This window comes from Shewanella japonica, assembly GCF_002075795.1.
Classification (GTDB): Bacteria; Pseudomonadota; Gammaproteobacteria; order Enterobacterales; family Shewanellaceae; genus Shewanella; species Shewanella japonica.
On record NZ_CP020472.1, the window covers coordinates 1,358,602 to 1,382,157 of the forward strand.

At 40.9% G+C, this 23,556-nt stretch carries 20 protein-coding genes; 6 read left to right on the top strand and 14 right to left on the bottom strand.

Annotation, left to right across the window (positions count from 1 at the left end):
- Positions 1-457: 457 nt before the first annotated feature.
- A complete protein-coding gene (locus tag SJ2017_RS05830) occupies positions 458-958 on the top strand; it encodes a hypothetical protein (protein ID WP_080915167.1) in 501 nt (166 codons plus the stop codon).
- A gap of 131 nt (positions 959-1,089) precedes the next feature.
- On the opposite strand, the gene SJ2017_RS05835 is transcribed toward SJ2017_RS05830, so the two are convergent.
- The 3 genes from SJ2017_RS05835 to pepA form a co-directional block, all read right to left on the bottom strand.
- Positions 1,090-4,005, bottom strand: a complete 2,916-nt coding sequence (locus tag SJ2017_RS05835) for a valine--tRNA ligase (protein WP_080915168.1) — start codon at positions 4,003-4,005, stop codon at positions 1,090-1,092.
- 58 nt (positions 4,006-4,063) lie between these two features.
- Complete coding sequence (locus SJ2017_RS05840) at positions 4,064-4,516, bottom strand: DNA polymerase III subunit chi (RefSeq protein ID WP_055024286.1); 453 nt, start codon at positions 4,514-4,516, stop codon at positions 4,064-4,066.
- A 187-nt stretch (positions 4,517-4,703) separates the two neighbouring features.
- A complete protein-coding gene (gene pepA, locus SJ2017_RS05845; RefSeq protein WP_055024285.1) occupies positions 4,704-6,212 on the bottom strand; it encodes a leucyl aminopeptidase in 1,509 nt (502 codons plus the stop codon).
- Positions 6,213-6,467: 255 nt separating this feature from the next.
- Between pepA and lptF the strand changes: the two genes are divergently transcribed.
- Positions 6,468-7,580 (top strand): LPS export ABC transporter permease LptF, encoded by a 1,113-nt coding sequence (gene lptF, locus SJ2017_RS05850; RefSeq protein ID WP_055024284.1) that lies wholly within the window; start codon positions 6,468-6,470, stop codon positions 7,578-7,580.
- Complete coding sequence (lptG, locus tag SJ2017_RS05855; RefSeq protein ID WP_055024283.1) at positions 7,577-8,635, top strand: LPS export ABC transporter permease LptG; 1,059 nt, start codon at positions 7,577-7,579, stop codon at positions 8,633-8,635. Before lptF ends, lptG begins: the two co-directional genes overlap by 4 nt.
- 126 nt (positions 8,636-8,761) lie before the next feature.
- On the opposite strand, the gene SJ2017_RS05860 is transcribed toward lptG, so the two are convergent.
- The 3 genes from SJ2017_RS05860 to SJ2017_RS05870 form a co-directional block, all read right to left on the bottom strand.
- Entirely contained in the window at positions 8,762-9,877 is a 1,116-nt protein-coding gene (locus SJ2017_RS05860; RefSeq protein WP_080915169.1) for a GGDEF domain-containing protein, read from the bottom strand.
- 306 nt (positions 9,878-10,183) lie between these two features.
- Positions 10,184-10,693, bottom strand: coding sequence for an RDD family protein (locus SJ2017_RS05865; protein ID WP_080915170.1), 510 nt, complete (start codon positions 10,691-10,693; stop codon positions 10,184-10,186).
- A 15-nt stretch (positions 10,694-10,708) separates the two neighbouring features.
- Complete coding sequence (locus tag SJ2017_RS05870) at positions 10,709-10,975, bottom strand: DUF2960 domain-containing protein (RefSeq protein WP_055024280.1); 267 nt, start codon at positions 10,973-10,975, stop codon at positions 10,709-10,711.
- A gap of 274 nt (positions 10,976-11,249) precedes the next feature.
- Here SJ2017_RS05870 and SJ2017_RS05875 point away from each other — a divergent pair, with 274 nt between their 5' ends.
- Positions 11,250-11,828, top strand: coding sequence for a DsrE family protein (locus SJ2017_RS05875; RefSeq protein ID WP_080915171.1), 579 nt, complete (start codon positions 11,250-11,252; stop codon positions 11,826-11,828).
- 132 nt (positions 11,829-11,960) lie between these two features.
- Here SJ2017_RS05875 and SJ2017_RS05880 read toward each other — a convergent pair whose 3' ends face one another.
- Positions 11,961-13,208, bottom strand: coding sequence for a glutamate-5-semialdehyde dehydrogenase (locus tag SJ2017_RS05880; RefSeq protein WP_080915172.1), 1,248 nt, complete (start codon positions 13,206-13,208; stop codon positions 11,961-11,963).
- On the bottom strand, positions 13,205-14,311 hold the full coding sequence (gene proB, locus SJ2017_RS05885; protein WP_055024277.1) for a glutamate 5-kinase: 1,107 nt from the start codon (positions 14,309-14,311) through the stop codon (positions 13,205-13,207). Before proB ends, SJ2017_RS05880 begins: the two co-directional genes overlap by 4 nt.
- Before the next feature lie 947 nt (positions 14,312-15,258).
- Between proB and SJ2017_RS05890 the strand changes: the two genes are divergently transcribed.
- Positions 15,259-15,741 carry a MarR family winged helix-turn-helix transcriptional regulator gene (locus SJ2017_RS05890; RefSeq protein WP_055024276.1) on the top strand — a complete coding sequence of 161 codons (483 nt, stop codon included), beginning with the start codon at positions 15,259-15,261 and terminating at the stop codon, positions 15,739-15,741.
- Positions 15,742-15,856: 115 nt separating this feature from the next.
- On the opposite strand, the gene SJ2017_RS05895 is transcribed toward SJ2017_RS05890, so the two are convergent.
- The 4 genes from SJ2017_RS05895 to SJ2017_RS05910 all read right to left on the bottom strand — a co-directional run bounded on the left by SJ2017_RS05895 (position 15,857) and on the right by SJ2017_RS05910 (position 21,017).
- Complete coding sequence (locus SJ2017_RS05895) at positions 15,857-16,627, bottom strand: DUF2913 family protein (RefSeq protein ID WP_244899778.1); 771 nt, start codon at positions 16,625-16,627, stop codon at positions 15,857-15,859.
- A 160-nt stretch (positions 16,628-16,787) separates the two neighbouring features.
- The gene (locus SJ2017_RS05900; protein ID WP_080915173.1) at positions 16,788-17,423 is read right to left on the bottom strand and encodes a peroxiredoxin-like family protein; all 636 of its coding nucleotides are present in this window, start codon (positions 17,421-17,423) and stop codon (positions 16,788-16,790) included.
- A 286-nt stretch (positions 17,424-17,709) separates the two neighbouring features.
- Entirely contained in the window at positions 17,710-19,011 is a 1,302-nt protein-coding gene (locus tag SJ2017_RS05905) for a DEAD/DEAH box helicase (protein WP_080915174.1), read from the bottom strand.
- Positions 19,012-19,229: 218 nt separating this feature from the next.
- Positions 19,230-21,017 (bottom strand): aminopeptidase P family protein, encoded by a 1,788-nt coding sequence (locus SJ2017_RS05910; RefSeq protein ID WP_080915175.1) that lies wholly within the window; start codon positions 21,015-21,017, stop codon positions 19,230-19,232.
- Between the two features lie 221 nt (positions 21,018-21,238).
- Between SJ2017_RS05910 and SJ2017_RS05915 the strand changes: the two genes are divergently transcribed.
- Positions 21,239-22,453 carry a M24 family metallopeptidase gene (locus SJ2017_RS05915; RefSeq protein WP_080915176.1) on the top strand — a complete coding sequence of 405 codons (1,215 nt, stop codon included), beginning with the start codon at positions 21,239-21,241 and terminating at the stop codon, positions 22,451-22,453.
- 152 nt (positions 22,454-22,605) lie between these two features.
- Here SJ2017_RS05915 and SJ2017_RS05920 read toward each other — a convergent pair whose 3' ends face one another.
- Together SJ2017_RS05920 and SJ2017_RS05925 are read right to left on the bottom strand one after the other, a co-directional pair.
- Entirely contained in the window at positions 22,606-23,076 is a 471-nt protein-coding gene (locus tag SJ2017_RS05920; RefSeq protein ID WP_080915177.1) for a BamJ family beta-barrel-assembly machinery protein, read from the bottom strand.
- Positions 23,077-23,176: 100 nt separating this feature from the next.
- Complete coding sequence (locus SJ2017_RS05925; protein ID WP_080915178.1) at positions 23,177-23,521, bottom strand: DUF1294 domain-containing protein; 345 nt, start codon at positions 23,519-23,521, stop codon at positions 23,177-23,179.
- Positions 23,522-23,556: the final 35 nt, after the last annotated feature.

A 23,556-nucleotide genomic window follows, 5' to 3' on the forward strand; every position in this document is an offset into this window, starting at 1 on the left:
ATTTCAAACTAGCGTTTAACTCTATGAAAATTAGAATAATATCGGCTATGAAAGATCTTATTTATTAGTTGAGTAGTTTAGTTGGTTTTTTGATGCTGTTGATATAACGGTATTTTTTGTTTAATTTGTGGTCAGTCAACAAGGTTTCATATAGACGATCTTTTGATTTAAAAATGTACAACATTGATCTTATGCTGGGAATTTTACAGAATTCAACGAAAAATTGAGTAGACTGAACTCGTCAACATTGTCTGGCTTTCTTAAATGAGTTTGTTGATTTTTTGTAACGTTATTGAGATGATGCGAGAAAATATTGATAAGACTACTTGATACAAAATGTTTTTATAGACTTAATTTAGCTTTTGTTTGCTTAAGATTTAATAATTACATTTTTGTTTTTAAAATATCGTAAAATCAATGACTAATAAAAATAATAATAAAATTGGGTGTCAGCGGTATGCCGACTTGTATTGACTCTTCCAGATATCTCAAGCTCATAAAGTTAACCTTGCTTGCTACGTTAAGTGTGCTGTGTTGTTCTTCAGCCTTCGCACAAATTGTTATTACAGAAATTCAGCCTATTAAATTTCCTACGGTGTTACAAAATAGTGGAACAAGTTCTACTGTGGTAGTGAACTGGAAAGGCGGGATTGGTAATTCAACCAATGCGACTTTGCTTGATGATGATTATTATCAAGGGCGCTATTTTATTACTTCTGATACTAGCGATCCCATAACGATTAATTTTATTAGTTTGAATAATGAGCCGCTAATCCAAATAAAAAACATTAAAATTCGCTATAAAAATACCACTTATAAAACGTTTCCTGCAATGGGGTTAGACAATCCTGGTGTCGATGGAGAGTACATCGAAATAGGCGCTAAGGTTGTGGCGAATAAAAAATCTAGCCAAGGGGCTAAATATCCGCAATATACCTTAAGCGTCAATGAGCAATAAGTTTCCCCATCTAGCATCTAAGATCGGGAGCCGTTCACAAACAGGGCTTTGACTGTGCAAGTCAATTTAGACATAGAAGAAATAAAAAAGGCCATCAACTTTTGTTGATGGCCTTTTTCGTATTACTGAGGTTAACTTTCTAGTTTAGCCAGTTCAGCTTTTTGTTCGGTTAGCTTTTCAATATCTCGTTGGTATTCCGCTTGTTTAGCACGCTCTTTTTCAATCACGGCTGCAGGTGCTTTAGCGACAAACCCTTGATTCGATAACTTGCCTTCAATACGTTTGAACTCGCCAGCTGCTTTTTCAAGTAGCTTGTCGATACGAGCCACTTCTTTAGCAACATCAATTAATCCAGCCATTGGAATTAACAACTCCATATCGCCTACAAGCTGTGTTGTAGACATTGGCGCTGTTTCACCGTCGGCAAGAATGGTCATAGATTCAAGCTTAGCTAGGGTCTTGAAGAAGGTTTGGTTTGCTTCTAGACGTGCTTTGTCTTGTTCACTCACGCCGCGTAGTAGGGCGTTAAGTGGCTTAGAAGGAGCAATGTTAAGTTCTGCACGAATATTACGTACAGCCGTAATCACTTGCTTAACCCACTCAAGATCTTCCATCGCTTGAGAGTCTACTTTAGTGGCATCAAATTCAGGGAATTCAGCCAACATTAACGTCTCTCCGTCAACTCCTGCTAGCGGTTTAATGCGCTGCCAGATAGTTTCGGTGAGATAAGGCATCATTGGGTGCATTAAACGCTGCATTTGTTCTAGTACAGTGACTAGAGTATGACGTGTGCCACGAAGCTGTGCTTCGCTGCCGCTTTGCATTACAGGCTTCGTTAGCTCTAAGTACCAGTCACAGAACTGATTCCAAGTGAACTCATAAATAGTGTTAGCGGCTAAGTCAAAGCGGTAGTTTGCCATATGCTCGTCATAAGCTTTTACCGTTTGATTGAACAAACCGATAATCCAGCGATCAGCAAGTGACAGTTCCATTTCACCAGGCTTGCCGTCAACAAGTAATTGACCACAATCTAGGGCTTCGCCAACCGCATCTTCATCAGCGCCTTCAGCTTGTACTTCGGTGTTCATTAGTACGTAGCGTGAAGCATTCCAGATTTTGTTACAGAAACTGCGGTAACCGTCTAGGCGTTTCATGTCCCAGTTGATGTCACGTCCTGTTGAAGCCATTGACGCTAAAGTGAAACGTAGCGCATCAGTACCATGTGCTTCGATACCGTCAGCAAACTCTTTACGTGTGCTTTTTTCAATTTTAGCTGCAAGTTTAGGCTGCATCATGTTGCCAGTACGCTTAGTCACAAGTGACTCAAGGTCAATACCGTCAATCATGTCTAATGGGTCAAGTACGTTACCTTTAGACTTCGACATTTTGTTACCCGCTTCATCACGGATAAGACCTGTCACATAAACAGTCTTGAACGGGACTTGTGGTTTGCCATTTTCATCTTTAATGAAATGCATGGTCATCATGATCATACGGGCAACCCAGAAGAAAATAATATCAAAGCCTGTAACCAACACATCTGTTGGGTGGAAAGCTTTTAATTCTTCGGTGTTTTTTGGCCAACCTAATGTTGAGAATGTCCATAACGCAGAGCTAAACCATGTGTCTAATACATCATTATCTTGGCGTAAGACAATAGACTCATCTAAGTTATGCTTTGCACGAACTTCAGCTTCGTCACGACCCACATAGACTTTACCTGCTTCGTCGTACCAAGCTGGGATACGATGTCCCCACCAAAGTTGGCGAGAGATACACCAGTCTTGAATATCGCGCATCCAAGAGTTGTACATGTTCTCGTATTGTTGTGGTACGAACTTGATGTCGCCATTATCAACAGCTTCCATCGCAGTTTTAGCCATTGGTGCAACAGAGACATACCACTGATCTGTCAGTAAAGGTTCAATGACAACACCTGAACGATCGCCATAAGGCACTTTCAATCCGTGAGGGTCGATTTTTCCAAGTAAACCTAATGTTTCGAACTCTTCAACAATGGCTTTACGGGCGGCAAAACGTTCAAGACCGGCATAGCGCTCAGGCAAGCTGTTATCAAGTTCATTATTTGCTGTACCATCTGTATTGACGACTTCTGCAGCACTGCGGATTTCTGCATTAATCGTTAAGATGTTGAACATAGGTAGGGCGTGACGCTTACCGACTTCATAATCGTTAAAGTCATGTGCAGGTGTGATTTTTACACAACCTGTACCAAATTCCATGTCGACATAATCGTCAGCTACGATAGGAATAAGACGGTTTACGATTGGCAATAAAATGAACTTACCAATCAGTGATTGATAACGTTCATCGTCAGGGTGAACTGCAACAGCACTATCACCTAACATGGTTTCAGGACGTGTAGTGGCGACTTCTAAATAGTCTTTACCATCAGCAGTTAATGCACCCTCAGCAAGCGGATAGCGGAAATGCCACATGCTGCCTTGCTTTTCTTTGTTTTCAACTTCAAGATCAGAAATTGCAGTGTGCAGTTTTGGATCCCAGTTTACTAAGCGTTTACCACGGTAAATCAACTCATCATCGTATAGACGTACAAACACTTCTTGTACGGCTTCAGACATGCCTTCATCCATGGTAAAACGTTCACGGTCCCAATCAACTGATGCGCCTAAACGACGTAGCTGTTTAGTAATAGTACCGCCAGATTCATTTTTCCAATCCCAAATGCGTTCAATAAAGTTATCGCGGCCTAAGTCGTGGCGGCCTAATCCTTCTTCTGCAAAGACTTTACGTTCAACCAGCATTTGAGTTGCAATACCCGCATGGTCAGTACCCACTTGCCAAAGGGTATTTTTACCCTTCATGCGTTGGTAACGAGTCAAGGTATCCATGATGGTATCTTGGAATGCATGGCCCATGTGCAAACTACCCGTCACATTCGGTGGCGGGATCATGATGCAATAGTTACCTTTTGACTCATCGCCATGTGGTTTGAAGTAGCCTTGCTCTTCCCAGTTTTGGTAAAGAGATTGCTCAATTGACTGTGGATTATATGTTTTTTCCATGGGATTTTTGTTTTCTCAATCTAAATTAATAGTTGGTATTGTTAACGAATCAACTGACTTAAACGCCAGTGAACTCAGTTGTTGTGAGTTCAATGCCTAATTGCTTATATTCGCGATAGCGAGCACGTGCAATTTGTTTAAGCGCATCATCATTAGCAACAAAATCGATAATATGCGGAAAGTTAACCGCAAATGATGGCACTTGATCTGCGAGGTTAATGAGTAAATGGCGGCTTTTATTCGCGCCTAATTTATCAAAACCAATTTCCACAGGTGAACCGGTTACCGGTCCTTCCCCTTTTAAATTGTGGGGAACAAATGCCGTTGGCTCAAATTGCCAAAGTAATTCGTCAATTGCGTATGCCTGCTGCTTGTCTTGGCAATGAATATAAATTAATTGCTGCTGACGATAATGCTTTTCTGCTAATTGGCAGGCGCTTAAAAATACACTTTCGATTGCACTTGGCTGCGTATTGATGGCGGGCATTAAGTAAAACAGAGTCTTTGGCATGCTTTTACTGTATTTGACGAAGTAAAGACGGATTTTACACTAAAAGCAACTCATGGGGCTAGGGCGGACAGCGGTTAAATTAACATTTAGATGTGATTAGTTTTAAATCATTTATAAATAAAAAAGGTGAAGAATGATTTCTTCACCTTTTTTTATAAAACGCATTGTCTAACTTGGATAATAAGGCTTATTCGCCTTGATCAACACCAGCTCTGTTAATTAAGAACTGACTTAATAATGGCACAGGGCGACCTGTAGAACCTTTATTTGCGCCGCTGTTCCAAGCTGTACCTGCCACATCGATATGTGCCCAGTTATATTTCTTAGTGAAACGAGATAAGAAACATGCAGCTGTGATAGAACCTGCTGGACGACCGCCTAAGTTAGTCATGTCAGCAAATGGGCTCTCAAGCATTTCTTGATACTCATCCCAAATCGGCATACGCCATGCTCGGTCACCTGATTGCTCACCCGCATTTAATAGTTCGTGAGCTAGCGGGTTATGTGAAGAGAATAAACCAGAGGCATGTTTACCTAAGGCAATCACACAAGCGCCAGTTAATGTTGCGGTATCGATAACCAATTCAGGGTCGTAACGTTCAACATAAGTCAGTACATCACAAAGCACTAAGCGTCCTTCTGCATCAGTATTTAATACTTCGACAGTTTGGCCTGACATAGTGGTTAAAATGTCACCTGGACGGTAAGCATCACCTGATGGCATGTTTTCACAGCCAGCAAGAATACCAATAACGTTTATAGGTAAATTCATTTCACATAAGGCTTTCATTGCGCCAATAACACCTGCTGCGCCGCCCATGTCATATTTCATCTCATCCATGCCATCACCTGGTTTTAATGAGATGCCGCCTGAGTCAAACGTCAGGCCTTTACCAATGAGGACAATTGGCTTTTCTGTTTCATCAACAGCGCCTTTGTACTCCATGATTGTCATAATGGATTCATTGGCACTGGCACGGCCAACTGCTAGGTATGAGTTCATGCCTAGCTTAGCCATTTGTTCTTCACCGACAGTCGTTACTGTCAGGTTTTGGTGAACTTCACCAATCTGACGTGCTTGAGATGCAAGGTAAGCAGGATTACAGATATTAGGTGGCATATTGGCAACGTCACGACATAAATCCATACCTGATGCGACAGCCATTCCATGATCGATTGCACGTTCACCAATCGTTAGTTCACGACGTGTCGGTACATTAAACACCATTTTACGTAATGGACGACGAGTTTCGCCTTTACGTGTTTTTAAGGTGTCAAAACTGTATAAGCTGTTATAAGTCGTCTCAACGGCTTGGCGAACTTTCCAGTACGTATCGCGACCTTTAACGTGCAATTCAGTCAAGAAGCAAACCGCTTCCATCGAACCTGTTTCGTTTAAAGTATTGATGGTTTTGGTGATGATTTGTTTGTATTGGCGTTCATCAAGTTCACGCTCTTTACCACAACCAACCAATAAAACGCGCTCACTTAGCACATTCGGAACATGATGTAATAACAACATCTGTCCTGGCTTGCCTTCTAAATCACCGCGTCGAAGTAGGTTACTGATGTAACCTTCACTGATTTTATCCAATTGCTCCGCGATACCAGATAAACGACGTGGTTCGTATACACCGACAACGATACAAGCTGAACGTTGCTTCTCGGGGCTGCCGCTCTTTACGCTAAACTCCATGAGCACTCCTAGATTATTAAAGACAAATTTTTATATTTATTAGATAATGTTTTAATTAGGCCTGTTAGGCCATATTTACAACCCTTTAAGGAAATAAATCCTTGGTAATTTTCTGCTATAGCTGCTAAATGAATTACACTAAAGGAAGCTCACGAGCTGGTCAGAAAACTATCAATAACTGCTAAAAGCAGACATTTTATAGTGAACTTACTCTGATACCAGCAAAAAGACAAGTTTAGACAGTGGATCCTACCTGTGATTGTATTTAGATACTTGATCGTTGAAGTTTTAAAAGCGCAATTTGCGATACTTTTGGTGCTATTAACTATTTTTATTAGCCAGCAATTTGTGCGTGTATTAGGGGATGCCTCAAATGGCGAATTTCCCGCCACATTAGTATTGACCTTATTAGGTCTAAATTTACCGCAATTGACGGTATTGGTGCTGCCATTAAGTTTTTTCTTGGGCATTTTACTTGCTCACGGGCGAATGTATGCCGAAAACGAAATGGTGGTGCTTCATGGCGTTGGGATCAGTGAGTGGTATGTTACTCGCGTTACCTTACTTATTGCCGTGGCCAATTTAATATTCACAGGTATTTTATCTGTGTATGTTGGACCGTGGGCGGAAGAGAGGCAAAATCAAGTATTAGAGCAGGCCCAGTCAGAAGCAGGCCTTGCTGCGATTGTTCAAGGCCGTTTTCAGGCAAGTCCTAATGGTAGGGCGGTTCTTTTTGTAGAAAAAATATCTAAGTCCAATGAACTTGAAAAAGTATTTGTTGCGCAACTTCCCGATCCAGAAGACGAAGAAGGCCTAACTAATATTGTTGTTTCTGAGCAAGGTCGTGTGGTTGAAGACAGCTTTGGCAGTCAACAATTACAGTTAGATAATGGTATTCGTTATCAAGGTAGCGCTCAAAACCTCGACTATCAAATGATTGAGTTTGGTGGTTATCGGATGGAAATTAAAGAGCAAGAAGTGGATGAAAGGCGGCGTAAAATGTCTGCTCTGCCAGTGGGTGAGCTACTTGATACACCTGGGCCAGAGGCAGTTGCAGAGTTCCAGTGGCGATTAGCGTTACCACTTGCTATTCCACTGATGACGTTAATTGCTGTGCCATTAGCTCGTGTCAATGTAAGGCAAGGTAAGTTTGCTAAAATGTTCCCTGCTATTTTGCTCTATTTGGGTTATTTCGGATTAATGGTTGCAGGTCGAAAAGCCTTGGAAGATGAAGTTATACCACTTGCTTTAGGCATGTGGTGGATCCATGGGTCTGCATTAGTGATAGGATTATTTTTGTTAGGTAAGGAACGTCCAAGTGGCGCCAAATTACTGCAAAGCTTTAAGCGCAAGCAGGTGGCATCATGAAAATATTAGACCTCTACATTGCTCGCGTTATTATTAGTACATCTGCCTTATGTCTACTTATCTTGACAGGTTTGTCAGGAATTATTAAATGGGTTGATCAACTGCGAGTTGTGGGGCGTGGTGCTTATACCATGTTAGATGCAGTGATTTATGTGCTGTATTTAATTCCACGTGACATTGAGTTGTTTTTCCCTATCGCGGTATTACTGGGTGCGTTAATTGGTATGGGGATGCTCGCCTCTAATTCAGAATTAGTTGTGATGCAGGCTTCAGGGATGTCTCGGTTACAAATCACTGTTTCTGCGATGAAAACAGCTATTCCCCTCATGATTATTGTTATGGCATTAGGCGAGTGGGGCGCTCCAGTTGCTGAACGAAGTGCTAAAGAGCTACAAGCAACTAAGGTATCTGGTGGTAGTTTGATTAAGTCTCATCGTGGTGTATGGGCGAGAGACGGTGATTTATTTGTCAATATTGGCGAGGTAGAGTCCATTAACACCCTCAACAATATCACTTTTTATGAATTTGATGATGACCTTAAATTAAAAACCATGACCCAAGCGATGCGAGCGAATTTCGCTAATGGTGTATGGCGATTAATGGATGTGAAAAATACGCACATCACAGAAGAAAAGATTACCCTAGAGTACCAAGAAGAAAGAGTGTGGAACTCAACACTCACCCCAGATAAGCTAAGTGTCGTATCGGTAAAACCTGAAGCCTTGAGTATTCAAGGACTCATTGGCTATTTGGACTACTTGAAAGTAAATCAACAAGATCCTAGTCGTTATGAATTAGCGCTTTGGCGTAAAATTATGCAACCAGTGACGGTCGCAGTGATGATTTTGGTTGCCTTATCTTTCGTATTTGGGCCTTTACGAACGGTAACAATGGGCGCACGAGTGTTATTAGGCGTGGTGGCTGGGTTTAGTTTTTATATCTGTAGCGAAATCTTTGGACCATTGAGTATTGTTTATGGTCTGCCAGCATACATCAGTGCTGGGATGCCGCCGTTATTATTTAGTTTAGGTGCGCTTTACTATATTCGTAAGTAACTCAATCGCGCCAAATACAAACGACATCTTATTTAAAAAATAGTCCTAAAAGCCAGCCGTTGCTGGCTTTTTTATTTATGGAATATCAACAAAGAACGTTAATGATGGGAATAGAAATGTAAATGGCTAGGCTATTTTGTCCACTTTGGGATAGACACTATCACGTCCTTCTTCTTTAGCTTGATATAAATGTTCATCGGCTTGAGATATTGCCGAGTCAACAGAATGATGGATATCAGCTTTACCTATACCGATACTGACCGTTATCTCAATCGTTTTATCATCAAATGTTATAGGATTTTGTTGGATAGTTTTCCTGATTTTTTCTGCCACTTCAAATGCGTCATTAAACCCCGTGTGAGGCAATAAAATCAGAAATTCTTCGCCACCCCAACGTGAAATCATATCTTGCTTACGTAAAGTGGCAGTAAAGGATTTTGCCAACTTAATAAGCACTTCATCACCACATTGATGACCGTATTTGTCGTTAATCTTCTTGAAAAAATCCACATCAATAAGCAGTATGCTCATATCATAATTATTTCTAACGACTCTGGCATACTCGTAATTAAGTTGCTCCATCATGGCTCGTCGATTAGGAATATCGGTTAAGTGATCCCGTAAAGCTTGTTGTTCAAATTTGGCGCTCAATTGCTTTACATGCTGAAATGATTGATGGCGAGAGTATTCGTAATAACCAGATAAGAAAGTCAGTGTAATTAATGAGTACAGCACACGGGTTTTAAACTCGTGTGTGTAACTCGCTTCAAGTAATTGATTTTCTGGATAAAACATGATGATGCAGTAACACGTGATAAACACACTGGTATTGCGTAAACCACCTTTAAGCCCGCCAAAGAACATCATGACAGGAGGGACTAAAAAAACCCATAATGGCCCAGTGTTATTGGCCCCACCGCTATAAACTAAATACAGCATTAAGGCGAGCAAACTAAGCTGGATGAGTGTGGCAGAGGTTTCAAACCGATACTGTTTTAAAAACTTCCAGTGATTCAATAAAGATAAGAAAAAAAGAACGCAAGATAGCAGCAGAACAATGGCAAGATGGTCGTTATTTTGAAAGTAAGCGTTGATACCTAAAATAAATGTAATCGAAAACCCAACCATCCCGAACCAATTGATAATGAGTATTCTATGACGCTTTTCTGGATCGTCATAAAGCTCAGTACCTCGGTTAAGATAATTGACAAGCAATGTTTTAATCGCTGGTAAAAATTTCAACTGTTAATCAGCTTCCTTTTGAGAACTTAATATTCCTTTATTAAGATGTCACTTCACAGAGTCACTTAGACTACTCAACACCTTGTCCCCTAAGATAGCGTAGTATTTAACCAACGCCAAGTTAGATTGAACTTGCTGTGCAGGAATTGTTGGTCAAATAGAGTATTTTCGACTTCTTTTGAGAGGACAACACCTGTCACAAAGGCTTTTTTATCGGATAAGGCAGTAATTCCATTAAAAAAGCCAACTGAAAATTCAGTTGGCTTATGAAGATTAAGCAGGTTTTCTCGTTAGCTAATATTGCGGTTAAGCACCATGCCAGTTGCGCATTTGATTAGCCTCAACCGATAGCACTACAACTTCGGAGCGTGTCATTTTATCTTGCAGGGCAAGCTTGTCAGGATTAATTAAAATAAACAGGTTACTAACCCCTGCAAATGACCATACAACCCGAGCTACGGCTGTGATGAAACTTAAATTTTGTCCGTTAGGGTGCTGAACTTTCAAGCGCCACGCTCGCATGCCGAGAGTTTGGCCACCACGACTCCAAAATAGCGCATAAAAAGCCACAACACACATCACCAACCAAAGCTGGTAAATTCCTTGATAAAGCGGTGTTTGATTTAGTAGGTCTGATACATGCTCGTGACCATTCATGCCGATAACACCTGTGCTGGTTAGGCCTAAAAATATACCAAAGCCGACAGCTCCTGCCACCATATAAACGGCAACGGCTAATAGGCCGTCATAAATCATTGCACCGCAACGTCTCGTGAAGCTGGCTCGAGGAAAGTTTGCGTGTTCTGTATTGATCATGTGATTTCCTATCGATTAGCTATTTGATGTTTCTTCGTCGTCTTCGCGCACAAACTTAATGCTTGAAAAGCCAAAGCGAGCAAACTCAGTTTTACGGAAATCCTTCTCGGCGCGAGCCCCTTTTTTAGAAGTGAGCGCTATTTGCTGTTCCATCGCTAAAAAGCGGCTTAAGTCGATACCTTCAGCTTCTGCAGCAGCTTCGTAAAGATCATGATGTTTGTCGTAACTGAATGCGATAGTTTTGGTTTGACCTTTAAAGGTATAAATGACTTGGCGAGCCATGGGAACTCCTGAAACAAATGCTGTAGGTATAAGGTTTATGGCTTATACAAAAATAGTGTATGACAAAGTAAGTTCACAATAACTACTGTCAACAGGCGCCATTATAACCAAACTGATCTGTGCAAGATAGTTTTGTTATTGCTCAGCTATACGCATACGCTCGGCAAATACCGACAGCTTATCTATTGCTTGTTAAATCAACATTAACTGATTAGAGTTTGAAAGGTTTATTACGCATCTTCATAAATCGTATTATCACAAGGAAGCAGATTAAATGGTTAACTATTATCAGCAGGTTTTCAATGTCAGCACAGTGCTATTTATTGGAGCGCTTATGCTGATGTCACCGTCAGCCATTGCTGGCAAAGAGGCTTTTAAATCCGGCACGACCATAAAAGAATACGGTAAGATTGCGCCAGTGACGTCGAGCTTAGTGATCCCAAAAGGTATGGTATTTAAAGTGGCCTTTGATATGAGCAAAGCTGCTAAGCCCAGCGAAGTTAATCGTAGCCTAAATACCTTAGCACGGTTTATTAATATGCATGTTGAGGCAGACGTTAAGCCACAAGATATTCAATTAGCTATGGTCGTTCATGGATCGTCGATAACTGACTTGGCTAATGATGCTTTTTACCAACAGGTTCATGGCAAAGATGTTAGTGAGGGAAATCCTAATAAAGAGTTAGTGCAGCAGCTGATAAATCATGGCGTTAAAATTTATATTTGCGGCCAAAGCGCTGCTTATTATGGTTTAGAACACACGGCATTATTACCAGGTGTCGATATGGCTTTGTCGGCAATGACAGCTCATGCCGTATTAGCCCAAGAAGGTTATAGTCTTAACCCATTTTAGCCAAGGTGTCTGGCTACCTTAATTTAGAAAATAAATAGTAAAGCCCTCGAAAGGGCTTTATTTTTATCCAAATACCGTTGATTTAACGACAATGACGTCAATGTGATCACTATTTATTGACTGGTGATATTACTAATCTCGAACTTGACCATCACCTGAAACTAAAAATTTTTCAGCCGTTAACGATTCCAGTCCCATTGGACCATAGGCGTGTAATTTTGTCGTAGCAATACCTATTTCAGCGCCTAAGCCTAATTGGCTACCGTCAGAAAATCGCGATGAGGCATTCACCATCACGACTGAAGCATCAACACTGCGCTGAAATAACTCACCACGCTGTTTGTCTTCAGTGCAAATAACCTCGGTATGATTACTGCCAAACTGATGGATATGATCCAGTGCTCCATTCAAACTATTGACAGTTTTAACCGCTATTTCAAGGTCGAGATATTCTGTACCAAATTGGTCATCTTGCAATAATTGAGCTTGGTTAAAAAATGGGAGGCTGGTTTGGCAGGCGTTAATCAAGACATTTTGCTCTGCCATATGTTTAGCAACTAACGGCATAAAGTCATTTAAAATGGCTTTATGAACGATTAATCCTTCTAGCGCATTACACACGCCTGTTCGTTGTGTCTTACCGTTTAACAGTAATTTAATGGCTTTGTCGAAGTCAGCATATTTGTCTATATACAAATGGCAGACTCCTTTAAAGTGCTGAATCACAGGCACTTTACTGTTATCTGTGACAAAGTTAATTAACCCTTCACCGCCTCGAGGAATAATGACATCAATATATTCACGTTGTTGCATTAAATCCATTAATAAGGCTCTGTCAGCGTTGGGCACGACGCTAATGAGTGCTTCAGGTAAATCAAATTTGACTAAGGTTTTTTGTAGTATTGAGGCAATGGCTTTGCTTGAATGCAATGCTTCTTTACCGCCACGTAAAATAATGGCATTGCCTGATTTAAAGCATAATGCGCCAGCATCAGCGGTGACATTGGGTCTTGCTTCATAGATCATGCAGACAACGCCAAGTGGGATGCGCATTTTACTGATCTTGATGCCATTAGGCTGCTCACCTAAGTCGCGGATTTTACCAACAGGATCGGGGAGTAGTGCTACCTCTTCTAGTCCTTTTGCCATTAGTTCAATTCGTTGTTCGTTTAATAGCAATCTGTCTTGCATGGCACTGGCTAAGTTATTTTGTTTTGCATTGTCCATATCCAGTTGATTCGCTTCGAGGATCGTGGTCACCGCATTGCGCAATTCTGCTGCCATAACGTTTAGAATATGGTTTTTAGTTTCGGTGTCTAAGTTAACTAAAGAGCGTGAGGCCTGTGAGGCCTGCTTTGCAATATCTGTAATTAAATTCATTCGTTCTCCAATACGGTTAAGTGCTCTTTCGAAATAATAGAATCGTTTTGCGCAAAATAGCTTTGGCTTGTATTCTCGTCATCCTGTTCTTGAGCGATATAATTAAGTAAACAGCTACTGTAATTGGTTTTAGCTTTAGCCACTTTGGTGCCATCATCGGTCGATACTAAGATGGTATCTCCTGCCGAAAACTGCCCCTTCACCTCAAGGATATTGCCACTTGTGAGCATATCTTCATCACTTGCAAAGTGGGTGGTTGTGGTGTCATTAATGATGACTTCACCACGCTCTTTGACAGTGTGCGTCATCCAATGAATCGCGGGTGAGAGTGGCTCGATATTAGCTAGGAAGTGGGTGCCAGGGTTTTTACCTGCCAGTAGTTGTTCGAAAGAGGCATTCTCAAACCCATTAATAATTAAGGTATCAATACCCTGTGCAGTGGCTTTTTCTGCCGCTTGGATTTTAGTTAACATCCCTCCTGTGCCAGTTGCGCTTACCGCGCCTCCCGCCATTGAATATATTTTGGAGGTTATCTCATTCACTTGCTGAATAAGTTGGGCGTTGTCGTATTGATGTGGGTTTTTATCATAAAGGCCGTTAACGTCTGTGCACATGATAAGGGTATCAGCATCAATTGCCGCCGCTGCCATCGCTGCTAGGTTGTCGTTATCACCCACTTTAAGTTCTTCAGACGTCATGGTGTCATTTTCATTAATTACAGGCAGTACATTGTGCTCTAACAATGACTCAATGGTGTCTTTGATACTGACGTAGCGTTCTCTATTACATAAATCTGCATGAGTTAACAGGATTTGGGCTAATGGCATATCGAGTAACTTAGCCCATATTGCCATCATGTCATTTTGACCTGCCGCTGCCATGGCTTTCTTTAACGCTTTAGTTGGCGAATCAACATCAAACCATTGTCGCCCAGCAGCAACAGAGCCAGATGAAACAAGTATTACTTGTTGTCCTTGCTGGCGACAGTTTTGAATAAACTGAGCAATATTTTTAAGGTATTTAGCGCTACAGCCATCGTTTCCTGGTGCAATAAGGGCACTGCCAACTTTGACTACGATGCGCGTGTTGTGACGTAAAGACATAGTTCCTCTTGTGATGTGCTTTTGACAAGCTTTCGATTAACTAATTTAAATTTAAGGGTTATTTGTTGAGGTAGTAGACGGCTAAAGAAGAAAGCGACTTTTGTGGCTAGTGCGTTAATGCTTAATTTAAGTCGTAAAAGAATGGCAAACCGAATAACTGAAAAACTACCTTGTAGCACTGTAAAGCAGAACCAGTTAATCAAAACACTGATACTGATAAATGTGTTTTTGAATGAAGTGGAATATGAATAATATCGTTGGGATAAATTGAAAGTAGGGCCTGAAAGCTCGGCAACGAAAGCTGTAAAAACTAAGCTAAAGTAAAATTGTGGTGTGAACTTGAAACCAAACACAGCAAAAGAGCTGATAAATAACCCAACAGCAGTATTGGTTTTCTTAGAGCTAAAAAAATACTCATACAGTCTACTACACGCCTGTAAACAAGAGTGTATAGGCCTTTGGGCACAGCAAAGACGATTCAGCTTGTTGTGTTTACGCTGAATGAGGGATTTGCTTGTACTGGGGTAATTGATCGTATTGCCAGTTAACATCAATATCAAAAAATAATTTAATGCGAATGTTAAATACGAATTTTTCATCACTTTATATTTTTATCGTTTGAGTACGATTTATATATTGTATACAAAGGGCTAAATATATAACTTGCGAGGATTAACCAAAAACAAACGAATTCCAGTGAATTTCTTGCTGTTAGTCTAGATTTTGAGATTGAAAACAGTGACGACTTTAAAACGCGTGGTTGCAACATGTGTTTACTACTAATAATTAGAATACAAACTATTATGATACGGAGTTGTTAAATAAGATCAACCTATGTTGCATGAAAAGTTTACAGGTTCGTGCTTTATTAAGACTAAAGGCGGTATTTAGGATTGATTACGCATTTGATAGAATTGAAATCATTAGTATTGAACTGAGTTTGTCTTATGAAAAAGTATGAAGAGTTACTCGTCTCTTTGCGGCAAGTGATTCGAGCCATTGATTTATATTCAAAAAAGCTGAGTAAAGAAACTGGATTGACTAGCCCACAATTATTAGTGCTCCAAGCAATTGCAGATCATGATAATGCGATGGTAAAAGAGGTCGCACTGACAATTAATCTCAGCTCTGCCACGATTACGAGTATTTTAGATAGATTAGAAAAACGTGAACTGGTGACGCGCACAAGGTCATTAACGGACAAGCGTAAAGTGGGGATTAGTTTAACGGAAAAAGGCAAAGACATCATAAAAGACTCGCCAACACCGCTACAAGAGCACTTTATTACCCGTTTTGAATCAATGGAAGAATGGGAACAGTCGCAAATGCTGGCCACTATGCAGCGTATTTCAAGTATGATGGATGCTGAAGATTTAGATGCATCACCTGTCTTAGAGGTGGGTCAGTTACATACCCACGAGCATCAATAAATCCAATCTCAATAGGGCGCTAAAAGTTTGTCTAAAGCGCCCATATCTTCATGGCTATTTCGTTGTTACTCATCGCTTTGTTTAGCGTTAAGGCGTTATCTTATTGAGGTGACGACTAAATAGAGACAAGTAAGCAAAGCTCACCTAATTGATTGTTTGGTGCAATTAAATAAGTTTTATGGTGCTTAATCATACTGGTTTTTTTATTTCCAGGGCTGACTAATAAGCCTTTATCTAACGCCTTTTGTGCAAAATGCTTTTCGTCACCTCGAACATAAATTGGCAATGCTTTAGTGAGTTTATCACCTTCAAAGTGCTGCGCTAGTTGATCTTCACATACCACCAAACTTGATTGACCATTTCCTGCAAGCTTTAGTTTAGTTTTAGGATCATTTGAAAAAGCGCTATCTGCGATAACAAACCAGTCGTCCGTTTCCAGTTCTGCAAGTAACTCCTGTACTGCTTGATGTTGGGATATGGCAGGTTTTTCAACTTGGCGGTATTGAGTCGCAATAGCATCAAACAGCTGCGGAAGCATGGCGCCGGCGCCTTTACTACGAGCTAACGTAATCCAGCCAGAAATATCATTGGCAACGATTTTAGGGAAACGTTTAACTTTAAACATTTCGACTAACCAAGCACACAAGAAGTGGCTTTCTTGGGCGGATGTTCTTTTGGCTTTTTGTTTTGCTGCAGACTCTGCTAATGCGATTTGAGCGGCTTCTGCCACAGCTAAAATGGCTTGGTTATAGGTTTGGGTTTGCACTTTGTTTACACCGTTAGGTTGAATTGCCGTATCAGATAAATCGTTCAGTGATAGGGCGTTGTCATCAGACGAATAATATAAGATGTATTGTAGCAGAGGAGCTTGAATTGCTGCTACCAACTTGGCTTCAGCGATTAAATAATTGTTATGTCAAAACCTTTTGATAAGGTGATAATGATTGTGTTTAAAAGAAAAGAAAACGGCTAAACCAGACTGATTAAAGAAGAGGGGAGTAGGCGACAACAATAAGTTATCGCCAAGGTTGACGCTAAGATTCAGGTTACTGATTTTGCAGTAATTCTGCAGCAGTCAAAATTAACTCTGGCGCCGGACGGACTTTGTAATTCGGATTAATATATTGAAAATGCACTAATCCACTTTTATCTGCAACATAAACCGCAGGAACAGGGAGAACTAGGCGTTTGTCACCTTCAGGTGTCGTCCATAAGGTATTGTCCACATTAAGTTTAGCTTGATACATGCTGGTGACTTTTTCGCTAGTATAGAATGCAATACCAAATGCTTGTGATGCTGCCATTTTTTCATCAGAAAGCAGCAAGTAATCTAATTCATTATCAGTCATTGATGCTTTTAATTTAGCGGGTGAGTCAGGTGAAATCCCCACTAATTGAAAGCCCATTTCAATTAGCTTAGGCTCAATCGCTTTTAGCTGACCCATTTGGATATTACAGAATGGACACCAGCCACCACGGTAGAAAAAGAAAATGGTTGGCTTTTGCGCTGTTAGCTCAGCTAAATCTACTTTGTTGCCTTTCACATCTTGTAAAACAACACTTGGGATCTGCTGACCATTCATTAATGGCATGACGTGGTATTCATCACTGGCTATTGGTTTAGCCAGCGAAGGCAAACTAAACAAGGTGATTGCTGCGGCTAACATAAGTTTTTTTAACATGCTGAAATCCATATTCAAATAAAAAGGGTTAGTCTTATTGAATGCCAAACAAGGCATTACTTCATTGTTGTCTCAATTTAAAGTGTGCATAGCAGTGACTTTACTTTCACAATCTACTAGACCCGAGCATAACAGTTTTTATTTCATGATATAGGCTTAAAAGTGAATTTAAATTTACATCTTAGGTGTGTAGCGATAAAAATGACAGCAATTGAACTTTGAGGGGCAATAAAAAAGGCGCTTGTAGCGCCTTAATTTAGATAAGCTTTGATATTAAGTTAATGAACTATTTTAGTTTTTTATACTTAACTGTGCTGGTTGATTTACCAACAGTGACACGGCGTCCTTGCATGTTTCGCTCTGCAACAACTTGTGCACCCGCATTGTCAACTCGTTGCTGTTTTTTGGCAAAGCTACGACGTTTTTGAATTTGTTTTAGCAATAACTCTCTGCTGCCGACTTCGTAACCTGGCATGGTAATTCTGCGAATAGGCTGATCGATTAACTTTTTAATATCCGCAAGAGTTCGCTCTTCTTCACGGCTAACAAATGAAATTGCAGTGCCAGATTTACCAGCTCGACCTGTGCGACCAATACGGTGAACATAATCTTCAGCAAGGAAAGGTAAATCATAGTTAACAACATAACCTAGGTTTTGAATATCTAAACCACGGGCTGCCACTTCTGTTGCAACTAGCACACGAACTTTACCTTCAACAAATTCACGTAATGCACGGCGACGGCTGCCTTGGCCTTTTTCACCATGAACAACTGCAGATGGAATCCCATCTAAATTCAGTTCTTTAACCAATACATCGGCGGCATCACGTGTTGCGGTAAACACTAATACTTGTTGCCAATTCTTGGTACCGATGAGCTCTGACAATAACTCACGCTTACGGCGCTGCTCTACGGGGTAAACTACTTGGCTTACTGTTGCTGCTGTGGTGTTTTGCTTATCAGCGGTAATCACTTTTGGCTTATTAAGCATTTCATTGGCTAACTTTTTCACTGATGTTGAAAAAGTAGCTGAGAAGAGTAAGTTTTGACGTTGCTTGTTAACGGCTTGCAGTATTTTTTGAATATCAGTGCTAAAGCCCATATCTAACATACGATCGGCTTCATCAAGCACTAAAAATTCCACGTTTGATAAACTTAAATTACAGGCTAATAAGTGTTCTAAAAGGCGACCAGGGGTGGCAACAATAATATCTGCGCCTCGCTTTAGTTTTTGCGCTTGGGTTGCCACTTTTACACCACCATAGATGGTCAGCACTTCAATGTTAATATTTTTACTGTAATCGGTGATGTTTTCAGCAACTTGTGCAGCAAGCTCACGTGTCGGCGTTAAAATAAGCGCGCGGGTGTTTGAGTGTTGCACTTCACGTGGGTTCTCAACCATTTTTTGTAGTAAAGGCAGTGCAAAAGCAGCTGTTTTACCTGTGCCCGTTTGCGCACTTGCAAGTACATCTTCACCACGGCGGATAGCTGGAATAGCTTGTTGCTGAACGGGTGTCATAGTTTTATAACCGCAATCAGCGATCGCACTTAATATTTCAGGGGCGAAGCTAAAAGATTCAAATTTCATCGGTATATGTTCCTATCATTATCACGTCGTTCAACGGGTTATTTACAAGCTCAGTATAACTGCTATAAGAAGCGGCGGCGGAGTATAACAAATATAATTGATTAATTCTTAACTTAATCTAATGACATTTTGAAGAAACAGGCAAAAACACAAAAAAATACCAAGTTTTTGTTCAAAACTTGGTATTCAGTGCTCGTTAGCGTTGACTTATGGCGTTGTTATAACTCACTAGTCACTTGAGTAAGCCAAGTTAAATCTTCGCCCTGCATGAGTGGCGATAACGTGTTAAATACTTTGGCATGGTATTGATTGAACCAATTGATTTCGGCTTTAGTTAACAGTGATTTATCAATTAGGCGTTTATCCATCGGAATTAAGGTGAGTGCATCAAATTCCATCATCTCACGTTCAGCATTAACCAGTGTCGGTGAAGGGATAACTGCCACCAAGTTTTCAATTCGAATACCAAATTCATCAGCACGGTAATAACCTGGCTCATTAGAAAGCACCATTCCTGGTAATAATGCTACGCCATTAACATTTTTACCTATGCGTTGTGGGCCTTCATGAACACTTAAAAAATGTCCCACGCCATGACCCGTGCCATGATCATAATCAAACCCATGTTGCCATAAATACTGGCGAGCAAATCCATCAAGTTGTTGGCCTGATGTGCCTTTCGGGAACTTAGCTTGATCAAGAGCAATATGGCCTTTAAGCACTAAGGTGAACATTTTTTGTTGTTCAGCAGTGACATGACCAATTGCGATGGTGCGAGTGACATCAGTCGTACCGTCAATGTATTGAGCGCCAGAGTCAACAAGGTAAATGCTGTTCATGGTCATTTGGCTTGGCGTGCCATCAAGGTGATTGTAATGGCACATCGCGCCGTTACCACCCGTTGCGGAAATGGTGTCAAAGCTAGGCTCACGGTAAAGTGGATCCGTTAAACGAAATGATTCAAGCTTATCAGCGAGCTGTGCTTCATCGTGCATCACATTAGCGGCCACCTCACGGTCAAGCCATGCAAGGAAACGACTAACGGCTACGCCATCTCTAACATGGCTTGCGCGCATTCCGTTAAGTTCTGCTGCATTTTTTTGTGCTTTTGGTAAAGCGACAGGGTCGCTACCTGCAACTAATACTGCACCCGCTTGTTGGGCCGAGAGTTGGCTCCACGCATTGGCAGTATTTGGGTCAGCTAATAGTTTTACACCGTTAAGTTGCGATAAAGAATCAGCTAGAAGTGACTCATCTTTGAAATCAACACCAGCGCCAACATGTTCAATGAATCCAGCTGGCATTTTGGCAATATCAGCAAATAAGGTCATATCACCATTGGTTGATAATAATGCACAGCCCAATGTGACAGGTAGACGTGGAACGTCATTGCCACGGATGTTAAGTAGCCAGCAGAAAGAATCTAACGCAGCAATCAATGCCATATCTGCGCCTTCTTTAGCGACTAGTGCACCAATCTGTTGACGTTTTTCAAGGCTATTTCGCCCGGCGCCTTCATGGCTAAATAGGGTAATAGGTTCACTAGGTAATACTGGGCGGTCATGCCAATGAATATCAATTGGGTTTTCTGCAACACTGATTAGCTCAAGTCCCGCTTTGGTAAGTTTATGCTCAGCTTGTTGGTACCAAGCTAATGTATGCAGTCGAGTGTCGATTCCAACACGTTTACCTGAGCCTAATTGATCAATGAGCCATTCAACTTGCGGGGTATCGTATAAGCTTTCGTAACTAAATAGTTCGCCATTAACCTGTTGCTTAACTTGTACGGTATAGCGACCATCAACAAAAATTGCCGCAGCATCTTTTAAGACAATTGCCATCCCAGCAGATCCAGTAAATTCCGTTGCCCATAGTAGGCGCTCATTTCGCTCAGGGACATATTCTCCGAGGTATTCATCAGCTCTAGGAATAATAAACGCATCGAGATTATGTTTAGTTAGTTCTTCACGAATGGCCTGTAGGCGCTGATTAATAATGTCTGACATGATAACTCCGTTGGAGAGGGCTGATTGATTCAGTCTTATTGATGAAAGGCGATTATCGCAATTGCCCGAGGCGCTTTGCAAGTTAAAGACTATATTGGGCAAATGTTACATGAGCGATAAGCCAGTAAATACTGATATGAATTTATATTGTATACATTTTCAAATTGCAGTTTACACTAAGACAAAAATCTCATCACCCTTAACTTTTTTTGGAGTCATTTATGACGATTGGAGTTGGTACTCAAACTCAAGAGCAAGCGCTGGCAAGTTTATCGGACATGACAGAGGATGTAGTTAGTATTGCACTTGTGGAATTTGAACAACGTATTGCTAAAGCGCAACAGTTAATGCAGCAGCAGGGTATCGAAGCCATTTATGTTAATGCTGGTACCAATTTATACTATTTTACTGGGACTAAATGGTACGCCAGTGAGCGCATGGTTGGGGCCATCATCCCAGCAACAGGTGACGTTGAATATATTGCACCTGCGTTTGAGCTAGATACTTTAGAAGGCTTCATGGCGATTAAAGGTAAGGTAAATACGTGGCATGAAGATGAAAGCCCTTACGCACTTTTTGCCAACACAGTCAGCCAGATGGGTATATCTTCCGGTAAAATTGGCATCGATGAGTCAACTGCATTTTTCATTTTTGATGGCATGCGTTTAGCGAACTCTGAGCTTGAGTATGTCAATGCTAAAAGCATTACAGCTGGCTGCCGGATGATTAAGTCAGCATCAGAGCTTGCTTTATTACAACGTGCCAAAGACATGACTTTGGCTGTACATATTGCAGCAGCTAGCATATTACGTGAAGGGATCACGACTGCTGAAGTGGAGCAATTCATTCATGAAGCGCATAAAAAGGTTGGCGCCTCTGCTGGTTCTTATTTCTGTATTGTGTTGTTTGGTGAAGATACTGCTTATCCTCACGGGGTTAAGTCGCCTAAATCTCTTGATGTAAATGATACGGTACTTATTGATACTGGCTGTCAGCTACAAGGCTACAATTCTGATATCACTCGTACTTATGTTTTTGGTGAGCCTAATGAGCGCCAACGGGAACTATGGCAGCTAGAGCAACAAGCTCAGTTAGCTGCTTTTGAGGCTGCTCAAATTGGTAAAACCTGTGCGAGTGTCGATAAAGCCGCGCGTGAGGTTATTGTAAATGCGGGGTTTGGCCCTGGTTACGATGTACCAGGTTTACCCCATAGAACTGGTCATGGTGTTGGACTAGACATCCATGAGTGGCCTTATTTGGTATTAAATGATCATACTGAACTGACTGCTGGAATGTGCTTTAGTAATGAGCCTATGTTATGTGTGCCGGGAGAGTTTGGCGTGCGCCATGAGGACCATTTTTACATGACCGAAAAGGGAGCGGTTTGGTTCACTGAACCCGCTAAATCAATCGATGATCCTTTTGGCCTAGCGTAGATTTAGTTATCGTTTTGATTAAATAGACATCAGGCAGTAAACGTTTATATTTACCTAATGCTGAAACGCCCATTAGCAATGACTAATGGGCGTTTTTGTTAAGTATTAGAGTGATAATTGAGTTAATACTTTGATTTAGTTGAACGCTTGATTTAGTTGATCGCGAGTAATTCAACTTCAAAAATTAACACTGAACCGCCTTCAATTTTACCTGCCGCGCGGTTACCGTAAGCCAAGGTGCTTGGTACAAAAAATTTAAATTTATCACCAACTGTCATTAGCTGAACACCTTCAGTCCAACCTGGAATTACACGATTAAGTGGGAAATCGATACTTTGACCACGCTCCACTGAGCTATCAAACACTGTGTCATCAATCAAAGTGCCATGATAATGCACAGTAACTGTGTCCGTTGCTTTAGGATGCTCAGTTCCTTCACCTTTATGCATGACTAAATATTGAAGCCCTGATAGTGTTGTTACAACCCCTTCTTTTTTCTGATTTTCTAGTAAGAACGCATCACCTTTAATAATGTTTTCTTGAGCTGCTTTTTTATTATTTGATTGAGTAAAAAAGTAAAAGATGAGTCCAGTGATGACGCAAATAGCCAATAAGACTTTCATAGTAAGTTCTCGTGTGTATTCTGGTGGATTGTCGTTTTACGCATGTTACTGATTGATAGTGCTGGGGTAAAGTCTCACGCTTGCTTAAGGTGATTTTGCGTTAATTTATGTCTGTGTGTCTTAACTGCAAGTAACACATGCTTATAACTAATAAAATATTTAAAACAATCATCACCCAATAAATCCACTTAAAGGGCGTTTTTTGCGTTTTATGGCGGAAATATTGCTGCGCAAGAACGCCCGCTGGCCAGGCGCCAATGAAGGCTAAAATATATAAGGTACGCTCTTTTACTCGCCATGTTTGCTTACTGGCAGCACGTTTATCATGCCAAGTCACGGCGGCACAAATCAGGTTTATGAACAGCACGTAATAACCCAAATAGCTAGATAGGCTAAAGCTTGCAATGATGAGTGCTAGGCAAGATATCAATCTAAATAGTTTCATTGGTGCTCGTTTGGTTAAATGTTCAAGGCGATGTT

What these genes read in the sequence shown, in the direction of transcription:
- SJ2017_RS05830 (WP_080915167.1), top strand. Translation starts at nt 458, where the DNA reads ATGCCGACTTGTATTGACTCTTCCAGATATCTCAAGCTCATAAAGTTA.
- SJ2017_RS05835 (WP_080915168.1), bottom strand. Translation starts at nt 4,005, where the DNA reads ATGGAAAAAACATATAATCCACAGTCAATTGAGCAATCTCTTTACCAA.
- SJ2017_RS05840 (WP_055024286.1), bottom strand. Translation starts at nt 4,516, where the DNA reads ATGCCAAAGACTCTGTTTTACTTAATGCCCGCCATCAATACGCAGCCA.
- pepA (WP_055024285.1), bottom strand. Translation starts at nt 6,212, where the DNA reads ATGGAGTTTAGCGTAAAGAGCGGCAGCCCCGAGAAGCAACGTTCAGCT.
- lptG (WP_055024283.1), top strand. Translation starts at nt 7,577, where the DNA reads ATGAAAATATTAGACCTCTACATTGCTCGCGTTATTATTAGTACATCT.
- SJ2017_RS05865 (WP_080915170.1), bottom strand. Translation starts at nt 10,693, where the DNA reads ATGATCAATACAGAACACGCAAACTTTCCTCGAGCCAGCTTCACGAGA.
- SJ2017_RS05870 (WP_055024280.1), bottom strand. Translation starts at nt 10,975, where the DNA reads ATGGCTCGCCAAGTCATTTATACCTTTAAAGGTCAAACCAAAACTATC.
- SJ2017_RS05875 (WP_080915171.1), top strand. Translation starts at nt 11,250, where the DNA reads ATGGTTAACTATTATCAGCAGGTTTTCAATGTCAGCACAGTGCTATTT.
- SJ2017_RS05880 (WP_080915172.1), bottom strand. Translation starts at nt 13,208, where the DNA reads ATGAATTTAATTACAGATATTGCAAAGCAGGCCTCACAGGCCTCACGC.
- proB (WP_055024277.1), bottom strand. Translation starts at nt 14,311, where the DNA reads ATGTCTTTACGTCACAACACGCGCATCGTAGTCAAAGTTGGCAGTGCC.
- SJ2017_RS05890 (WP_055024276.1), top strand. Translation starts at nt 15,259, where the DNA reads ATGAAAAAGTATGAAGAGTTACTCGTCTCTTTGCGGCAAGTGATTCGA.
- SJ2017_RS05900 (WP_080915173.1), bottom strand. Translation starts at nt 17,423, where the DNA reads ATGTTAAAAAAACTTATGTTAGCCGCAGCAATCACCTTGTTTAGTTTG.
- SJ2017_RS05905 (WP_080915174.1), bottom strand. Translation starts at nt 19,011, where the DNA reads ATGAAATTTGAATCTTTTAGCTTCGCCCCTGAAATATTAAGTGCGATC.
- SJ2017_RS05910 (WP_080915175.1), bottom strand. Translation starts at nt 21,017, where the DNA reads ATGTCAGACATTATTAATCAGCGCCTACAGGCCATTCGTGAAGAACTA.
- SJ2017_RS05915 (WP_080915176.1), top strand. Translation starts at nt 21,239, where the DNA reads ATGACGATTGGAGTTGGTACTCAAACTCAAGAGCAAGCGCTGGCAAGT.
- SJ2017_RS05920 (WP_080915177.1), bottom strand. Translation starts at nt 23,076, where the DNA reads ATGAAAGTCTTATTGGCTATTTGCGTCATCACTGGACTCATCTTTTAC.
- SJ2017_RS05925 (WP_080915178.1), bottom strand. Translation starts at nt 23,521, where the DNA reads ATGAAACTATTTAGATTGATATCTTGCCTAGCACTCATCATTGCAAGC.